Annotated in this window: 14 protein-coding genes; 6 read left to right on the forward strand and 8 right to left on the reverse strand. The window is 59.8% G+C overall.

The window, feature by feature from the left end; translation table 11 throughout:
- Positions 1-7 precede the first annotated feature (7 nt).
- Positions 8-1,180, forward strand: a complete 1,173-nt coding sequence (locus VWZ87_RS03930) for a MalY/PatB family protein (RefSeq protein ID WP_416534654.1) — start codon at positions 8-10, stop codon at positions 1,178-1,180.
- 119 nt (positions 1,181-1,299) lie between these two features.
- Here the strand turns inward: VWZ87_RS03930 and VWZ87_RS03935 are convergent, their stop codons facing one another.
- Positions 1,300-1,662 carry a hypothetical protein gene (locus tag VWZ87_RS03935; protein WP_340546525.1) on the reverse strand — a complete coding sequence of 121 codons (363 nt, stop codon included), beginning with the start codon at positions 1,660-1,662 and terminating at the stop codon, positions 1,300-1,302.
- Positions 1,663-1,973: 311 nt separating this feature from the next.
- On the opposite strand from VWZ87_RS03935, the gene VWZ87_RS03940 reads away from it, so the two are divergent.
- From VWZ87_RS03940 to VWZ87_RS03955, 4 genes are all read left to right on the forward strand, one after another.
- Positions 1,974-2,948 carry a glutathione S-transferase family protein gene (locus VWZ87_RS03940; RefSeq protein WP_416534655.1) on the forward strand — a complete coding sequence of 325 codons (975 nt, stop codon included), beginning with the start codon at positions 1,974-1,976 and terminating at the stop codon, positions 2,946-2,948.
- A gap of 408 nt (positions 2,949-3,356) precedes the next feature.
- A complete protein-coding gene (locus tag VWZ87_RS03945; RefSeq protein WP_416534656.1) occupies positions 3,357-4,310 on the forward strand; it encodes a threonine-phosphate decarboxylase in 954 nt (317 codons plus the stop codon).
- Entirely contained in the window at positions 4,307-5,218 is a 912-nt protein-coding gene (gene cbiB / locus VWZ87_RS03950; RefSeq protein ID WP_416534657.1) for an adenosylcobinamide-phosphate synthase CbiB, read from the forward strand. Before VWZ87_RS03945 ends, cbiB begins: the two co-directional genes overlap by 4 nt.
- A gap of 39 nt (positions 5,219-5,257) precedes the next feature.
- Positions 5,258-6,430 (forward strand): lytic murein transglycosylase, encoded by a 1,173-nt coding sequence (locus VWZ87_RS03955; RefSeq protein ID WP_340546521.1) that lies wholly within the window; start codon positions 5,258-5,260, stop codon positions 6,428-6,430.
- A 25-nt stretch (positions 6,431-6,455) separates the two neighbouring features.
- Here VWZ87_RS03955 and VWZ87_RS03960 read toward each other — a convergent pair whose 3' ends face one another.
- The 3 genes from VWZ87_RS03960 to VWZ87_RS03970 all read right to left on the reverse strand — a co-directional run bounded on the left by VWZ87_RS03960 (position 6,456) and on the right by VWZ87_RS03970 (position 10,884).
- Complete coding sequence (locus VWZ87_RS03960; protein ID WP_340546520.1) at positions 6,456-6,827, reverse strand: hypothetical protein; 372 nt, start codon at positions 6,825-6,827, stop codon at positions 6,456-6,458.
- A gap of 75 nt (positions 6,828-6,902) precedes the next feature.
- Positions 6,903-7,370 carry a YbjN domain-containing protein gene (locus VWZ87_RS03965; RefSeq protein WP_416534658.1) on the reverse strand — a complete coding sequence of 156 codons (468 nt, stop codon included), beginning with the start codon at positions 7,368-7,370 and terminating at the stop codon, positions 6,903-6,905.
- Positions 7,371-7,428: 58 nt separating this feature from the next.
- Positions 7,429-10,884: a chromosome segregation SMC family protein gene (locus VWZ87_RS03970; RefSeq protein WP_416534659.1), complete on the reverse strand. Its 3,456-nt coding sequence runs from the start codon at positions 10,882-10,884 to the stop codon at positions 7,429-7,431.
- 620 nt (positions 10,885-11,504) lie between these two features.
- Between VWZ87_RS03970 and VWZ87_RS03975 the strand changes: the two genes are divergently transcribed.
- Positions 11,505-12,275 (forward strand): FadR/GntR family transcriptional regulator, encoded by a 771-nt coding sequence (locus VWZ87_RS03975; RefSeq protein WP_340546517.1) that lies wholly within the window; start codon positions 11,505-11,507, stop codon positions 12,273-12,275.
- 33 nt (positions 12,276-12,308) lie between these two features.
- On the opposite strand, the gene VWZ87_RS03980 is transcribed toward VWZ87_RS03975, so the two are convergent.
- From VWZ87_RS03980 to VWZ87_RS03995, 4 genes are all read right to left on the reverse strand, one after another.
- Positions 12,309-13,058, reverse strand: coding sequence for an acyltransferase (locus VWZ87_RS03980; RefSeq protein WP_340546516.1), 750 nt, complete (start codon positions 13,056-13,058; stop codon positions 12,309-12,311).
- Between the two features lie 195 nt (positions 13,059-13,253).
- Positions 13,254-13,814, reverse strand: coding sequence for a F0F1 ATP synthase subunit B (locus tag VWZ87_RS03985; protein ID WP_260082157.1), 561 nt, complete (start codon positions 13,812-13,814; stop codon positions 13,254-13,256).
- Between the two features lie 4 nt (positions 13,815-13,818).
- The gene (locus tag VWZ87_RS03990; RefSeq protein WP_260112726.1) at positions 13,819-14,364 is read right to left on the reverse strand and encodes a F0F1 ATP synthase subunit B'; all 546 of its coding nucleotides are present in this window, start codon (positions 14,362-14,364) and stop codon (positions 13,819-13,821) included.
- Between the two features lie 86 nt (positions 14,365-14,450).
- Positions 14,451-14,675, reverse strand: a complete 225-nt coding sequence (locus VWZ87_RS03995) for a F0F1 ATP synthase subunit C (RefSeq protein WP_008562443.1) — start codon at positions 14,673-14,675, stop codon at positions 14,451-14,453.
- Position 14,676 lies beyond the last annotated feature (1 nt).

Consider the following 14,676-nt stretch of genomic DNA (forward strand, 5'->3'; position numbering starts at 1 on the left):
TTCAGACATGGATTTTGACAAGATCATTGACCGCCGGAATACACATTGCATCAAATGGGACATGATGGAGGATCTCTATGGCGTGCCACGCGACGAAGGTCTGTCGATGTGGGTGGCCGATATGGATTTCGCAGTGCCATCGGTCGTGACCGACAAGATGCGGGAAATGGCCGACCATGGTGTCTATGGCTATGTGAATTGCGACAGCCCCTACCGGTCCGCAATCTGCTGGTGGATGCAGAACCGTCACGGTTGGTCGGTCGACCCCGACGCGATTTTCACGACAACCGGTCTAGTGAACGGCGTCGGTATGTGTCTGGATACCTATACGCAACCGGGTGACGGCATTGTGCTGTTCACGCCAGTCTATCACGCCTTCGCCAAGGTCATTCGCAACGCCGGACGTGAGGTGGTCGAATGCGAACTTGCCGTCAACGATGGGCGCTACGAAATGGATTTTGCGGCCTATGATGCGCAGATGACCGGTTCGGAAAAGATGGTCATCCTCTGCTCTCCCCATAACCCGGTCGGCCGTGTCTGGACCCAGGATGAACTGCGCAGCGTTGCCGATTTTGCCAAGCGGCACGATCTGATCCTGCTCTCCGATGAAATTCATCACGATCTGGTATTCGACGGTGCAACTCATATCCCGATGCAAAACGCGGCACCGGATATCACCGATCGCCTGTTGATGCTGACCGCGCCGTCCAAGACGTTCAACTTTGCCGGTATGCACACCGGTCAGGTCATCATTCCCGATCCCGATCTGCGCGCAAAATTCTCCCGCCGGATGCTGGCGCTGGCGTTGTCGCCGAACTCTCCCGGCCAATGTGCAACGGCTGCCGCCTACTCTCCGGAAGGCGCCGCCTGGGTGGATGAACTGGTGCCCTATCTGGACCGCAACCGGCAGATCTTCGATGCCGCCGTGAACGAGATCCCCGGTCTACATTCAACCCGGCTGGAAGCGACCTATCTGGCCTGGGTCGATTTCTCCGGCACTGGCATGAGCCGCGAGGAGTTCACCGCACGGGTTGAAAACGACGCGAAGATTGCTGCCAACCACGGGCCCAGTTTTGGAACTGGTGGCGGCAGCTTCCTGCGGTTCAACCTAGGCACCCAGCGCGCACGGGTCGAAGAGGCCTGCGAGCGTCTGCGCAGGGCATTCGCCGACCTTCAATAATGCCGGGTGGAAAATCGGTCTCGCTCAGATACGCGAGACCGAGGAGAAAAAACGGGGGCTCTATTTAAGACCCCCGTTTTCCAATCAAATATCAATATACCCAAGCAAATTCGCCCGGCTTAGAGCCGCAGGTCATCCTGTGCAATCAGCCCCACCGGCGCGTCCGGAGCACGGTAGAAATCCAATGGTGCCTTGTCCGAGGCCGGTGTTGCGCGTTTGAACTCATACCGCATTTCGCCGCCCTCCTCATCAGAGGCAACGATCAGGCATTGGGACAGATGCCGACTGCCGTCAAACAGATCAACCAGGCCCCGCAGCTGCGGTGCATCTGCTGCCTCGATCGAAAAGCCGTCTTTCCACATGCGCAAGACCGGAAACATGTGATCGTCTACAGCCACGCGCAGGCGGCTCTTGCGTTTCATTCCATCCAGCCGCGCGGCATCCAGCGCGTCCAGCACAGACTTCGGAACAAATGTCGTCATCGCAGTGACCTTTCGATCTGGCAAACGCTGGCGTCATCGCATGGCGATAATTGTTCCAGCGCGAGCGGGCGTTTTGCCCGGTTCACCACAAGTGTGAACTTGGAAAGGATAAAATCAAGTGAACTTTTTGAGTCATTTCCACATCTTGCGCGCAGCACCACTTTTGATCTGCGCGTTGCAGGCTGGATACGCCCCTTGTCGCAGCTGTGCACTGGCGCAGGGATGATGCGCGTAAACTGCGATGGGCGCGCGCCCCCGCTCAACCTAGGTTACCTCTCGACATATGTATTCACAGCATACAGGAGACGGTGATGGGCCTCTTGATTGATGGCGTCTGGCACGACCAATGGTACGACACAGCATCAACCGGTGGCGCGTTCAAACGCTCGCAGGCGCAATTTCGAAACTGGATCACCAAAGATGGTCTGGCCGGGCCAACCGGCAAAGGAGGCTTTGCCGCGGAGAGCGGGCGTTATCATCTCTATGTCTCGCTGGCCTGCCCATGGGCGCATCGTGCGCTCATCTTCCGCCAGCTCAAAGGGCTGGCAGATCATATCAGCGTTTCGGTCGTACACCCGGATATGCTGAACTCAGGGTGGAGTTTTGCCAAGGACGACCACGGCGCGACGGGTGACACGCTGTTCGGGAATGATCATCTCCACCAGATATACACCCGCGCCGACCCACAGTATTCCGGTCGGGTCACCGTGCCAATCCTCTGGGACAAAACGCAAAATACCATCGTTTCCAATGAAAGCGCCGACATCATCCGCATGTTCAACAGCGCCTTCGACGGCATCAGCCACAATGATGATGACTACTGGCCCGAAGAACTGCGCGAACCGATCGAAGCCGTGAACAATCGGGTCTATTCCACCCTGAACAATGGGGTTTACAAATGCGGGTTTGCCACCACGCAGGAGGCCTATGACGCCGCTGTTGAGCCGCTGTTCGAGACCCTCGACTGGCTGGAAGACATCCTGTCCGAACATCGTTTCCTGCTTGGCGACGTGTTGACCGAGGCAGACTGGCGGCTGTTCACCACCCTTGTCCGTTTTGATCCGGTCTATCACCTGCATTTCAAATGCAATCGGCGACGGCTGATCGATTATCCGAATCTCTGGGCCTATACTCGCGCGCTGTATCAATGGCCGGGCGTGGCTGGCACCGTCGGAATGGATCACATCGTGCGCCACTATCATTACAGCCATGAGACCATCAACCCGCATCGGATCATCCCGATCAACCCGCAGATCGACTGGATGGCGCCTCACGGCCGCGACTGACCTGTCAGCCTGCCACTGTCGCATGGTTGCTGCCGTGCCTGCCTGCAACCGCGCATTCGTGGTACGCCGAATGCGCGGGCTACAATCCTCACGTGGTTCACGGATTGTCGCCCATGGATGTTCCTTGCCGCTGTGATCGGCGATCACAACCGTCGATGCAGGAATCGGCAGTTGCTCCCGGACAGCCGGTTTCCGGCAAACGAGATATTACGTCCCTATTGTCGGGTATTCGCCAAGCACACCCATAGCGAGATTTTCCGCGCCGCAATCTCCCCGAGATTAGCGAATTGTTGATTGCATGGGGCTATGGTTGCTTTCTCGTCATTGCTGCTCCATACGGCGGTATTGGGTCAGCGGTTTTCTTGGCCCTCGGTTCTGGTTCATTTGTTAAGGCCCAAGATGACAGGCATGCTGGATCTGACAGAGGTCCCTCAGCGGGACCACGGCGGCAACCTTAGTGCCGCTATTTCGGAATATGGTGGTGTAGCCAGAGATTGGGTCGATATTTCGACCGGGATCAACCCCGTGCCATATCCGATCACTGGCCTGACATCTGCGGATTGGGGTGCCCTGCCCGACCAGGCAGCACAGGCCGATCTGGTTGCCGCAGCGCGCGCCTTCTGGAAGGTGCCGAAAGATGCAAAAATCCTCGCTGCCCCAGGCGCCTCGGCGCTGATTGCCGCCATTCCGGCCTTGGCTGACCCACGGTGGGTCCAGATCACGCCACCGACCTATAACGAACATGCCGCTGCCTTTACCACTCACGGGTGGCAGACCGTCACCGGGGGCCCGGCAGAGGCGCGGGTTCTGGTCCATCCAAACAATCCCGACGGACGCCGGTGGAGTGCTGAGGATGCACAGGCCCCGCTGGTCGTGATTGATGAGAGTTTTTGCGATGTCTGCCCTGAGGACAGCCTTATTCATCTTGCAGATCGCCCGGGCGTTATCATCCTAAAGAGTTTCGGCAAATTCTGGGGCCTCGCGGGCCTGCGGCTTGGCTTTGCTATCGGCGACCCCTGCCTGCTCGACGGTCTGGCGGCTTGGCAAGGCCCCTGGGCGGTCTCCGGTCCGGCCTTGCGCATCGGCGCGCAGGCCTTGCGGGACGAGGACTGGGCCACCACCACACGGCTGAGGCTGCGGCAGGATGCCGAGCGCCTGGATCAGATGCTCATCGCCAAGGGCGCCCAGATTGTCGGTGGCACCGATTTGTTCCGCCTATATGATGTGGACGACGCTGCGGCCTGGCAGACCCAGCTTGCACGCGCACATATCTGGACGCGTATTTTCCCCTATTCAATAAACTATCTGCGTCTCGGCCTGCCCACAGGGGATGGCTGGGCGAGGCTTGAGGCGGCTCTGTGACAACTGCGGAACTGCTGATACCGGCCTTGCTGCTGGATGCTGTTTTTGGCGAACCACGCTGGCTCTGGACGCGGCTGCCGCACCCTGCGGTTTTGATGGGGCGTGCGGTTGAGCTTACCGACCGGTCGCTCAACACCGGCAAACAACGCAAGGCCAAAGGTGTTCTGGCCATCGTCCTTCTGGTTCTTGGGGCAGGCTGGCTTGGCTGGGTTCTGTCGCTGTTTGGGCCGGTCATGCAGTTTCTGGTAGCTGCGGTTCTGCTGGCACAACGATCGCTTTGCGAACACGTCGAAGCTGTTGCCCACGGCCTGCGCTACGGTCTCGCAGAGGGTCGTACGGCGGTTTCTTTGATCGTCAGCCGCGATACCACCGGCATGACAACCCCGCAGATCGCGCGGTCAGCCATCGAAAGCGGTGCCGAAAATTTCTCCGACGGGGTGATCGCCCCCGCATTCTGGTTTCTTGTCGGTGGCCTGCCCGGGCTGATGATCTACAAGATCACCAATACAGCCGACAGCATGATTGGCTATAAAACACCGCGCCACAGAAATTTTGGTTGGGCAGCTGCACGGCTGGATGACGCGCTGAACCTGATACCGGCGCGACTGTCAGCGTTGATGATCGCAGCCGTTGGTCGCGTGCTGCCAAGCTGGCCCGAAATTGCACAGGACGCAGGCCGCCATCGCTCCCCGAATGCAGGCTGGCCCGAGGCTGCGATGGCACGCGCGCTTCAGGTCGCGCTGGCCGGGCCCCGCTCCTACGATGGAAAAATGCAGGATTTTCCTTGGGTCAATGCTGTCGGCTCCAAAAGCGCCAGTGCCCATAGTATCACCCGTTGCGTTCGCCTGCTTTGGATGTCTTGGGCGCTGGGGCTTGCGCTAACGGTTGCCATTGCCGCGCTATTGTAGCTAACAAGGGGCAGCACTCTCAAAAAGGACACGCCAACCGTGTTGCGCCCCAGCCTTCTCGCCCTCGTCTCATTCCTGCTCCCTCTTCAGGCCCAAGCACAATGTGGCGGCGGATTTCGCAATTTCGTCCAGTTGATGAAAGAAGAAGCGCTGACCGGCGGATATGATAGCGCTACGGTGAACCGGTTCTTCGAAGGTGTTCGGCAGGATCAGTCGGTCCTGAAAGCGGACCGCGCGCAGGGTGTATTCCAAAAACCGTTCATCGAATTTTCGCGGCGCCTGATTTCCAAAAACCGGCTGGACCGGGGTCTGGCGATGGCGCGCAAATATGATACGACCTTCCGCCGGATCGAGACGACCTATGGCATAGATCGCAGCGTGCTGCTTGCGTTCTGGGCCTTCGAAACCGACTATGGCGCCGTTCAAGGGGATTTCAACACGCTGAACGCCCTTGTAACCCTATCCCATGACTGCCGCCGACCGGAGCTGTTCCGCCCGCAGGTGTTTGCGGCGCTGGAACTGTTTCGTCAGGGCAACTTTGATCCACGCCGCACCACCGGCGCCTGGGCGGGCGAAATCGGAATGGTGCAGATGCTGCCCGGCGATATCCTCGAAAACGGGGTCGATGCGGATGGTGACGGCCTCGTCAGCCTCAAGACCTCCGCTCCCGATGCGCTGATGTCCGGGGCGAAGATGTTGTCGCATTTGGGCTGGCGGCCCGGCGAACCCTGGTTGCAGCAGGTGACAATCCCCGAAGATCTGGACCTCCGCCTGAGTGGTGTTCATCACAAGCAGACAGTCGGCGATTGGCGGGCTTTGGGCGTGCGGTCCCGGTCCGGTCGGCTGGCAGCCACCGGCACCAAGGCTGCACTCATTCTGCCACAGGGTCACAAAGGGCCTGCTTTCTTGGCCTATCCGAACTTCGACGTCTATTTCGAGTGGAACCAGAGCTTTACCTATGTGCTGACGGCGGCATATTTCGCCACCCGCCTGTCAGGAGCCGCCCCCTATGATGCGGGCGCACCTGATACAGGTCTTGTGGCCAAGCAGATGGAACAGCTTCAGCGCAAACTCATCGCGCGGGGCCATGACGTCGGCAATGTGGATGGCATCCTTGGCGCCAAGACACGGATCGCGGTGCAAAAAGAGCAGGAGCGCCTGGGCTTACCAGCCGACGCCTGGCCGACCGAAACGCTGCTGTCGCGTCTCTGATCAGCTGGTGCAGCACCCCTGATATTCACCGGATCGAGCGCACCGGGAACCTCTGACCGTCGGAGGTGATTACCACCGTGCGGTCACGGTTTGTCACATATTGATCGCAGCGTGAGGCGCCGTTGACAAAGGTTACGCATATGAGGCCGTCCGGCTTGACGCTGTAGCTGCCCCAGGCCGTACCTCCGCCATTCTTCGCAGAATATGTGTAGGCGTAGGCCCCATCCGAGCCGAACAGCGCCTCGCCATCATCGTAAAAGACAAAGGAACGTCCGGGCAGCGCCGCCAAGGCCTCGGCATCAAAAGGTCGGTCTCCGCTGCGCATCGCACCGTCTTGGGCCGACACGGTACCGAAGCCGGCAACTGCAGCAAGGAAAACATAAAAGGCCAGCAACATGGGGTATCTCATGCAGCCAGCCTAGCGGTATTTCAGAGTCTGATCTGTCACGTTTCGGTGACGAAACCTTCTGGGTCACCAATCAATGAATTCTTCGAATTCCTGAATGATCCGGGACCAGTAGCTCAAGAGCTCGGCGAAATCGTCCGGGTTCATCCCGCTTTTGCCAAGATAGACGTCCAGCTCAACCCGAGCGGATCCCTCGTCCGAGATATAAGCACGGCCAAAGCGGTTCTCCGTGTTCCATTCGTTGATCTTCGCCACACGCACGCCGCCATCCGTCTGGTAGCCCGAAAAGAACTGTATCGCATCGCAGTTCCTATTGTTCTCGCAGCCATAGAAATAGATTGAGAAGTCATTGCCGTAATAGTCGACCTTTAGCTTGGGGTCGCCCACATCGTCAGTTGTGACCTCAAAATCGACCCCTTCAGTCTCAAAAAAATTTGCAAGCGTGGTTGCATCCTTTGCAAGGATATTTTCAGCGTGCCCCAGACCAGGAATGGCGACCAGGGCTGCGGCTGTCAGTAGAGAAAGAAATTTCATTGCAAATCCTGTCATTGTCGCGGCGACGATAGAACCAGAGGCCTTGTTGAACAAGGGTTCAGGCGACCAGAGATTCGGCCTTCTTGAGATCGACAGACACCAGCTGGCTCACGCCTTTCTCCTGCATGGTCACGCCAAACAACCGATCCATCCGCGCCATGGTCACCGCGTGGTGCGTGATGATCAGAAAACGGGTGTCGGTCTGTCGGCACATCTCATCCAGAAGATCACAGAAACGGGTGACATTGGCATCATCCAGAGGTGCGTCGACTTCGTCCAACACACAGATCGGTGCCGGGTTCGACAGAAACACCGCAAAAATCAAGGCCATAGCGGTCAGAGTCTGTTCTCCGCCGGACAACAGTGAGAGCGTTGACAGCTTCTTACCCGGTGGCTGGCACATGATCTCAAGCCCGGCGTCCAGCGGGTCGTCACTTTCGACCATAACCAGATTGGCCTCGCCGCCGCCGAACAGATGGGTGAACAGCATGGTAAAGCTGGCGTTCACCTCCTCAAAGGCGGTCAGAAGCCGTTCACGTCCCTCACGATTGAGGCTGGCGATCCCTGCGCGCAACGTCTTCACCGCCTCTTCCAGATCGGCTTTCTCGGTGACCAGCTGGTCATGCTCTTCCTGCACCACACGGGCGTCTTCTTCGGCGCGCAGATTGACGGCTCCCAGCGCATCGCGCTGGCGCTTGTGACGGTTGACCTCCGCTTCCAGCTCCTCTGCATTGGGCATATCTTCAGGCGTGGCATCAAGGCGGGCCAACAGGTCGTCCGGCACGGTCTGCTGTTCCTCACGGATCCGCGCCTCCGCATGTCCCACCGCCTCACGGGCGGCATCGCAACGCGCTTCGGAGCGGGCTCGTGCTTCACGTGCCTCTGACGCAAGGCGCGCGCACTCGCGCTCGGCCTGCACGGCATCGCGCAACACGGTTTCAGCGCCGATCAGCGCGTCCGACGCGGCAGCCTTGCGCGCCTCTGCCTCTTCAATCGCGGCATTCAGTTCGTCATGTCTCTCCGCAATTTCAGCTGGAACCGCATGGGCCTCTTCCAGCTCGTCTTCTGTTGCCGCGCGACGCTCGGTCAGCTCGGCAATGCGCCTCTCGGCGCTGTCGAGACGATGACGCCAGCCGGAGAGCTCTTTGGTCACCTGCTGTCCGCGTGCGGTCCGAGCCTCGCCTTCGCGACGCAATTCATCCTGCGTTGATCGATGCGTCAGCATAGTGATCCGCGCGGCTTCGACCGCTTGCTTCACATCCTCGACCTTGGCGCGCGCTTCGGAGAGGTCTTCAAGGCCCTCCACCGCAGTCTCAGCCTCAGCCAGCTGCGCCTTTGCCGCCGCTGCATCCTCGTCATGGCGGGTCACTGCAATGCTGAGAGTTTCGAGTTTGCCTTCGGAGAGGTTGCGATGGCTTTCGGCCCTGCTCAGCGCACGCGCAGCATCGGCGACGCGCTGATCCGCGACCCGGCGCGCCTGACGGGCGGCCTGATCAGCGGCGGTCACCTCCTCAAGCTTTCGCATCAGGACCTCATGTGCCGCCCTGGCGCCATCGGCACGCGCTCCTACATGCTCCATGTCCTGTTTCAGCGTCTCGAGACGGTTCATCTGCTCCAAACGCAGCGCTGCAGCACTGGGTGCATCCTCCGCCCAGGCGCGGAACCCGTCCCAGCGCCACAGATCCCCCTCCAATGTCACAAGACGCTGCCCCGGCAACAAGCGCGAATGCAGGTCTCTTGCGGCATCACTGTCGACCAGACCAACCTGCGAAATCCGACGCTGCAGCGCTGCCGGGCAGCTTACATGCAGAGACAGCGGCACAGCGCCCGCAGGCAGAGCCGCATCGCCGTCATAAGGCGGCAGGGTAACCCATCCACTTGGCCCGTCGATCTCTGCAAGAGGCGCACGCAGATCATCTGCCAGCGCCGCCCCGAGTGCCTTTTCATAACCGGCGGCGACACGCATTTCATCCAGAACATGCCCGCCCTCGGCAGTGTCACGTTCCACCAGCTTCGCAAGGGCCGTCACCTCAGCACGCAGCGCACCCAGCTCTCCTTCGGCTTCGGAGCGGCGAGCACGGGCCTCTGCTTCTCGCGATTGGGTGTCATTGCGGGCTTCATCCGCCGCCGCGAGGGTTTCATCTGCCAGTTCAGCAGCCGCGCGCGTCTCTTCTTCAGCGCCGACTGCCGCTTCAAATGCGGCCTCGGCTTCGGCCAGTGTTTCGCGGGCGGCCGCCATCGCCTCGCGGGAACTGCCGCCTTCCTCTTCCGCACGACTCAGTGCGCGACGGCAATCCTCAACCTGGCGCTGCGCGGACTGGTGGCGCGCGGCTAACCGTGCCACATCTTCGGTCAAACTCGTCAGATGCTCTTCGCGCGCCTGAAGAACAGATCCGGCCTCGCGGGATCGCTCAACGGCTTCGGCCATGCGGTCATCATGGCCAATGGCCGCCCGCGCCAATTCGCGCTGTTCCCAGTCCAGCCGCTCGATTGTCTCGCCGGCATCCCGGTTCAGCCCGCTTTCACGTTCGATATCAAGGCCCAACTGCGCCACACGGTTGGTCAGCGTCTCGATTGTCTGGCGTGCCTGTGACTCTTGATCGCTCAGCGCATCGCGCTGCACGAACAGACGTTGCAGGACCGCCGCTGCGATCGCTTCTTCCTCGCGCAGAGGCGGCAATGCGCCCTCTGCTTCTAGTCGCTTCCCATCTGCGACACGGGCTAGCGCCTCGGCCTTGGCGGCCTGCGTCTCACGCGCGCGTAGGACATCTTCTGCCTCAAGCCGCGCGTCATCGGCCTCGCGCCAGCGGCGATACAGCAACATCCCCTCCGCCCGGCGCAGCTGCTCACCGATATCACGATAGCGCTGCGCCTGTCGGGCCTGACGGGCCAGTTGCGAAAGCTGAGCAGCCAGTTGCTCGATCACGTCATCCACGCGCAGCAGGTTCTGTTCGGTGTTCTTGAGCTTCAGTTCAGCCTCATGCCGCCTCTGGTAGAGTCCCGAAATACCTGCAGCCTCCTCCAGAATACGCCGCCGGGCCTTCGGTTTGGCATTGATCAGTTCGGCAATCTGTCCCTGTCGAACCAACGCTGGCGAATGTGCGCCGGTCGAGGCATCAGCAAACAGCATCTGCACGTCGCGGGCGCGCACATCCTTACCATTGGTCTTGTAGGCACTGCCAACATCACGGGTGATGCGGCGCAGAATTTCCAGATTGTCACTTTCGTTGAACCCGGACGGCGCAAGCCGCTCGCTATTGTCGATTTGCAGGCTGACCTCAGCAAAGTTACGCGCAGGCCGGGAACTTGTCCCCGCAAAGATCACGTCCTCCATGCCACCGCCGCGCATGGCCTTCGGGCGGTTTTCGCCCATCACCCAACGCAGCGCCTCGAGCAGGTTCGATTTGCCGCAGCCATTTGGCCCGACAACCCCAGTCAGGCCATCCGCGATCAGCAGATCCGTTGGGTCCACAAAGCTCTTGAAGCCATTCAGTCTGAGTTTCGAGAAGCGCAAGCCGATATCCTGTGATTCATTGGGGTCCAAGTGTCATGGCTTTGTTACACCACTGTCAATGTGGCCGCCCCCCAAATCCGCTAGCTCAGCGCGATATCGCCACCATATATTGTGGATAACTTTCTATTTCCCGCTTAACCGGCTACACAGTCCAATCGCCCGACCAGCACGGCCTGATCGCCCAGTACATAGCCCACGCTACACCCACTGGCCAATTCCATGGCACGGGCCGCCCGACCTCTGATCGGTCCAAGCCGCGGCGCATACTGTGGGTTGACGCGAACGGCTTCTGCCAACCGACCGCGCATCCTGACATCAAAAACGCTGCCGTCCACGGCAATCCTCTGCACGGTCTGGCCCCGAAAATGCGGACTTGCGGTATCGCAGGCGGCAAGTAATACGACAAGGAGGAATGTAAAAATCGAGCGGAATAGAACCGTGGATCTGGCCGGGTCGAACATGCGTATCACCGTGACGGTTGTGACAAATTCTTCGGTCTTGCTCTCACAGCTAGCATGGAACGCGCAGGTTGTCTGCCGAATGGATGCCGCCCTCTTGCAGCCGCACCTGCCGCGTGGTCATATGTTTTGACCAAAAACGCACCTCAGAAGGCAATCATCATGCCCTTTCAAAAAGTTCAGCCCGAAAAACTCTCTGCTTCAGTGGTGCGCCAGATCGAACAGTTCATTCTGCGAGGCATCCTGACACCGGGCGAGCGGTTGCCTGCGGAACGCGAACTGGCGGAGCGTCTGGGCGTATCGCGGCCATCCCTACGGGACGCGCTGGCAGAATTGCAGAGCCGAGGCCTGCTCACGTCGCGGGCCGGTGCCGGTGTTTTTGTTGCCGATGTGCTCGGCTCAGCCTTTTCGCCTGCCCTGGTGCAGCTCTTTGCCAGCCATGATGAGGCCGTCTTCGACTACCTCAGCTTTCGCCGGGACATGGAAGGCCTCGCGGCGGAGCGCGCGGCCAAATACGGTTCCGACTATGATCTTCAGGTCATTCAGACCATCTTTGAAAAGATGGAACAGGCCGGTGATCCTGCCACTTCAGAGGAAGCGGCAGCTCTGGACGCGCAGTTCCATTCCGCGATCATGGATGCGAGCCACAATGTCGTCATGCTGCATATGATGCGGTCGATGTTCGACCTGCTGCGGGAGGGGGTCTTCTACAACCGCCAGATCATGTTCCAACAGCACACCACGCGCGAGGCCCTGCTCGCGCAGCACAGCGCCATCAACGCCGCTTTGCAGGCGCGCGACCCGGATGCAGCGCGGGCGGCGGTCGAAACCCATCTGGATTACGTGAAACAGGCGCTCAGCGACCATCAGCGCACCCTGCGCAACGCGGAAATCGCCAAGCAGAGGCTTGAGCACGAAATCAGCAAATCCTGAGCCAGGCGCCGCCCCCATTCAGCACGGCCGGGATCAGGCTTCGGGCATGGACGCGAGCCACTCCGCCACGACCTCTTCGGGGTATCCTCGGTGGAAATGCGACTTCCACGGGTAGGCTGGCCGATCGGTGCCGTCTTTCAGCCGGACCTTATTCGCATCCCCCCTGTCGACCGCCGGGTTCCCAACCGCGATCCGATGATCTGCAACATCTCTCGTGACTGCGCTACAGGCTCCAACCAGGGCACCCTCGCCGACAGTCACCCCGGGGAGGACAGTGGTCATCGTGGCAATCACAGCAAATGACTTGATCCGAGCGCCAAGCAATACCTCGCTGGGCGGATGGGGGTCATTGGTCAGCACAACATAGGGAAAGATCCAGACATAATCGTCGATGACGCTCTTTTGGCCGATATGGACATTGCTGTGCAGCCGGACGTAATCACCAACGGTGCAATGACCCTGAATATCGCCCAGAGTGCCTATCTGGAAACCGCGTCCGGCCGAGGTCAGTTCACGGACGGTGACACGATGACCGGTCACCAGCCCCTCTCCAAAAGTCGAGCTTTCATAGAAAACACTGTGTGAACGTATGTTGGAGCGTGCCGAGATCCGCAGCGGCGACCCATCCCCAAGCCGGGTTTCAACGCCGAGTTCGCAATTGCTTCCTATGCTTGTGCCCTCACCGATCTCGACATTGTCATGGATGATCGAGAACGGACCGATTTCCACGCTTGGGTGAATCTTGGCATTGGGGCTGACAATGGCCGTCGGGTGGGCGCGCATGTGAGTCTCCTTCGGGACTTAGAGGCCCGAGCTCCGGCTCGGGATCTTGGTTCACTTCTATCGTTCGGCCCGCGTCCGATCCACCATTTAGGTCAGCAATCGCGCCACTCCAATGGCCAAGCCCACAGCTGGGCGAACAAAAAAACCCGGCCACATGAGCCGGGTTTTTTAATACGCGCCGATAACAAGTGCAGGTTAGTGCAGCTTGGCGTCCACGTCAGCGATAGCAGCGTCGATCAGCTTGTTGGCTTCTGTCGCTGTCATCTGCTTCGAAATCACAGCATCCGCCGCCGCGATAGCAACGAGGATGGCCTGATCGCGTACTTCTTTCACCGCAGAATCCTGCGCTGCCTTGATCTGCTCCTCGGCAGCCGTCATACGACGGGCGATCGAGACTTCCAGATCCGCCTTGGCCTGCTCAGCCGCCTTGGCAGCATCTTCACGTGCCGAAGCAACGATCCGGTCAGCCTGCGCCTGAACTTCCTGCTGCTTACGTTCGTAAGACGCCAGAATGGTCTGGGCTTCTTCACGCAGGGCACGGGCCTCTTCGAGGTCCTTCTTGATGCCTTCCGCACGGGCGTCAAGCTGACCCCCCAGCAGACCGGGCACCTTGGCATAGAGCAGAATACCGACGAACAGCAGGAACGCGAGCGTCACGACAAAGTCGGTGTTGCTCATCGACAGGAACGGGCCAGACGCCGCAAACGCGGGGCTGGTGGCACCAAAGGTCAGAGCAAGAGCCAATACTGAGCGCATGTTCTTATCCTTTCATCCGGTCGGCAACCGCGGCTGCGACGGCTTTTTCGTCTGCCTTGCCACCAAATGCGGCGACGATTTCGGCGGCGGTATCTACAGCGACGGCTTCGACGCTGGCGATGGCACCGGCCTTGATCTCGGCGATGACGGCTTCTGATTCCGTTGCTTTGGCCGATATCTGTGCGTCTGCCTTGGCAATGGCCTCATCCAGATCTGCCTGGATTTCCGCACGGGTCTCAGCAGCGATGCGCTGAGCCTCGGCACGGGCATCCGCCAGAGCTTGATTGTAAGCGGTTTCGGCCTCAACGGCTTTGGCCTTCAGGTCTTCAGCCGCGGCGAGGTCGTTGGTAATGGTTCCCTGACGCTCGGCCAACACTGCCGCAATGCGGGGCAGCGCGATGCGCGACAGGATAAAATAGATCACGACGAGCGTGACCACGAGCCAGAAGATCTGGTTCGCATAGGTCGAGAAGTCCAGCTGCGGCATGCCGCCCGAACCGTGGGCAGCCTCTGCGGCACCGTGACCTGCGTCCTGCGTCTGAGTTGCCATGTCGTCCTCCTAGGGAACTTGCCGTTACACCGGGCGGCGCAGTCGTCCACACCGCCCGGCCGTAAGGAAAATGGTTCCGAAGGGTCTTAGACGGCGAACATCAGCAGCAGAGCGACCAGGAACGAGAAGATGCCCAGAGCTTCTGCAAATGCGATGCCGATGAAGAGGGTTGCGGTCTGGGAAGCAGCCGCGGAGGGGTTGCGCAGAGCGCCTGCCAGGAAGTTAGCAGCAACATTGCCAACACCCAGTGCAGCAATACCAGTACCCATGCCAGCCAGGCCAGCGCCGATGTGTGCGAGTTCGCCTTCCATT

Origin of the sequence: Phaeobacter sp. JH20_37 (genome assembly GCF_048056015.1) — a bacterium.
GTDB classification, from domain to species: Bacteria; Pseudomonadota; Alphaproteobacteria; order Rhodobacterales; family Rhodobacteraceae; genus Phaeobacter; species Phaeobacter bryozoorum.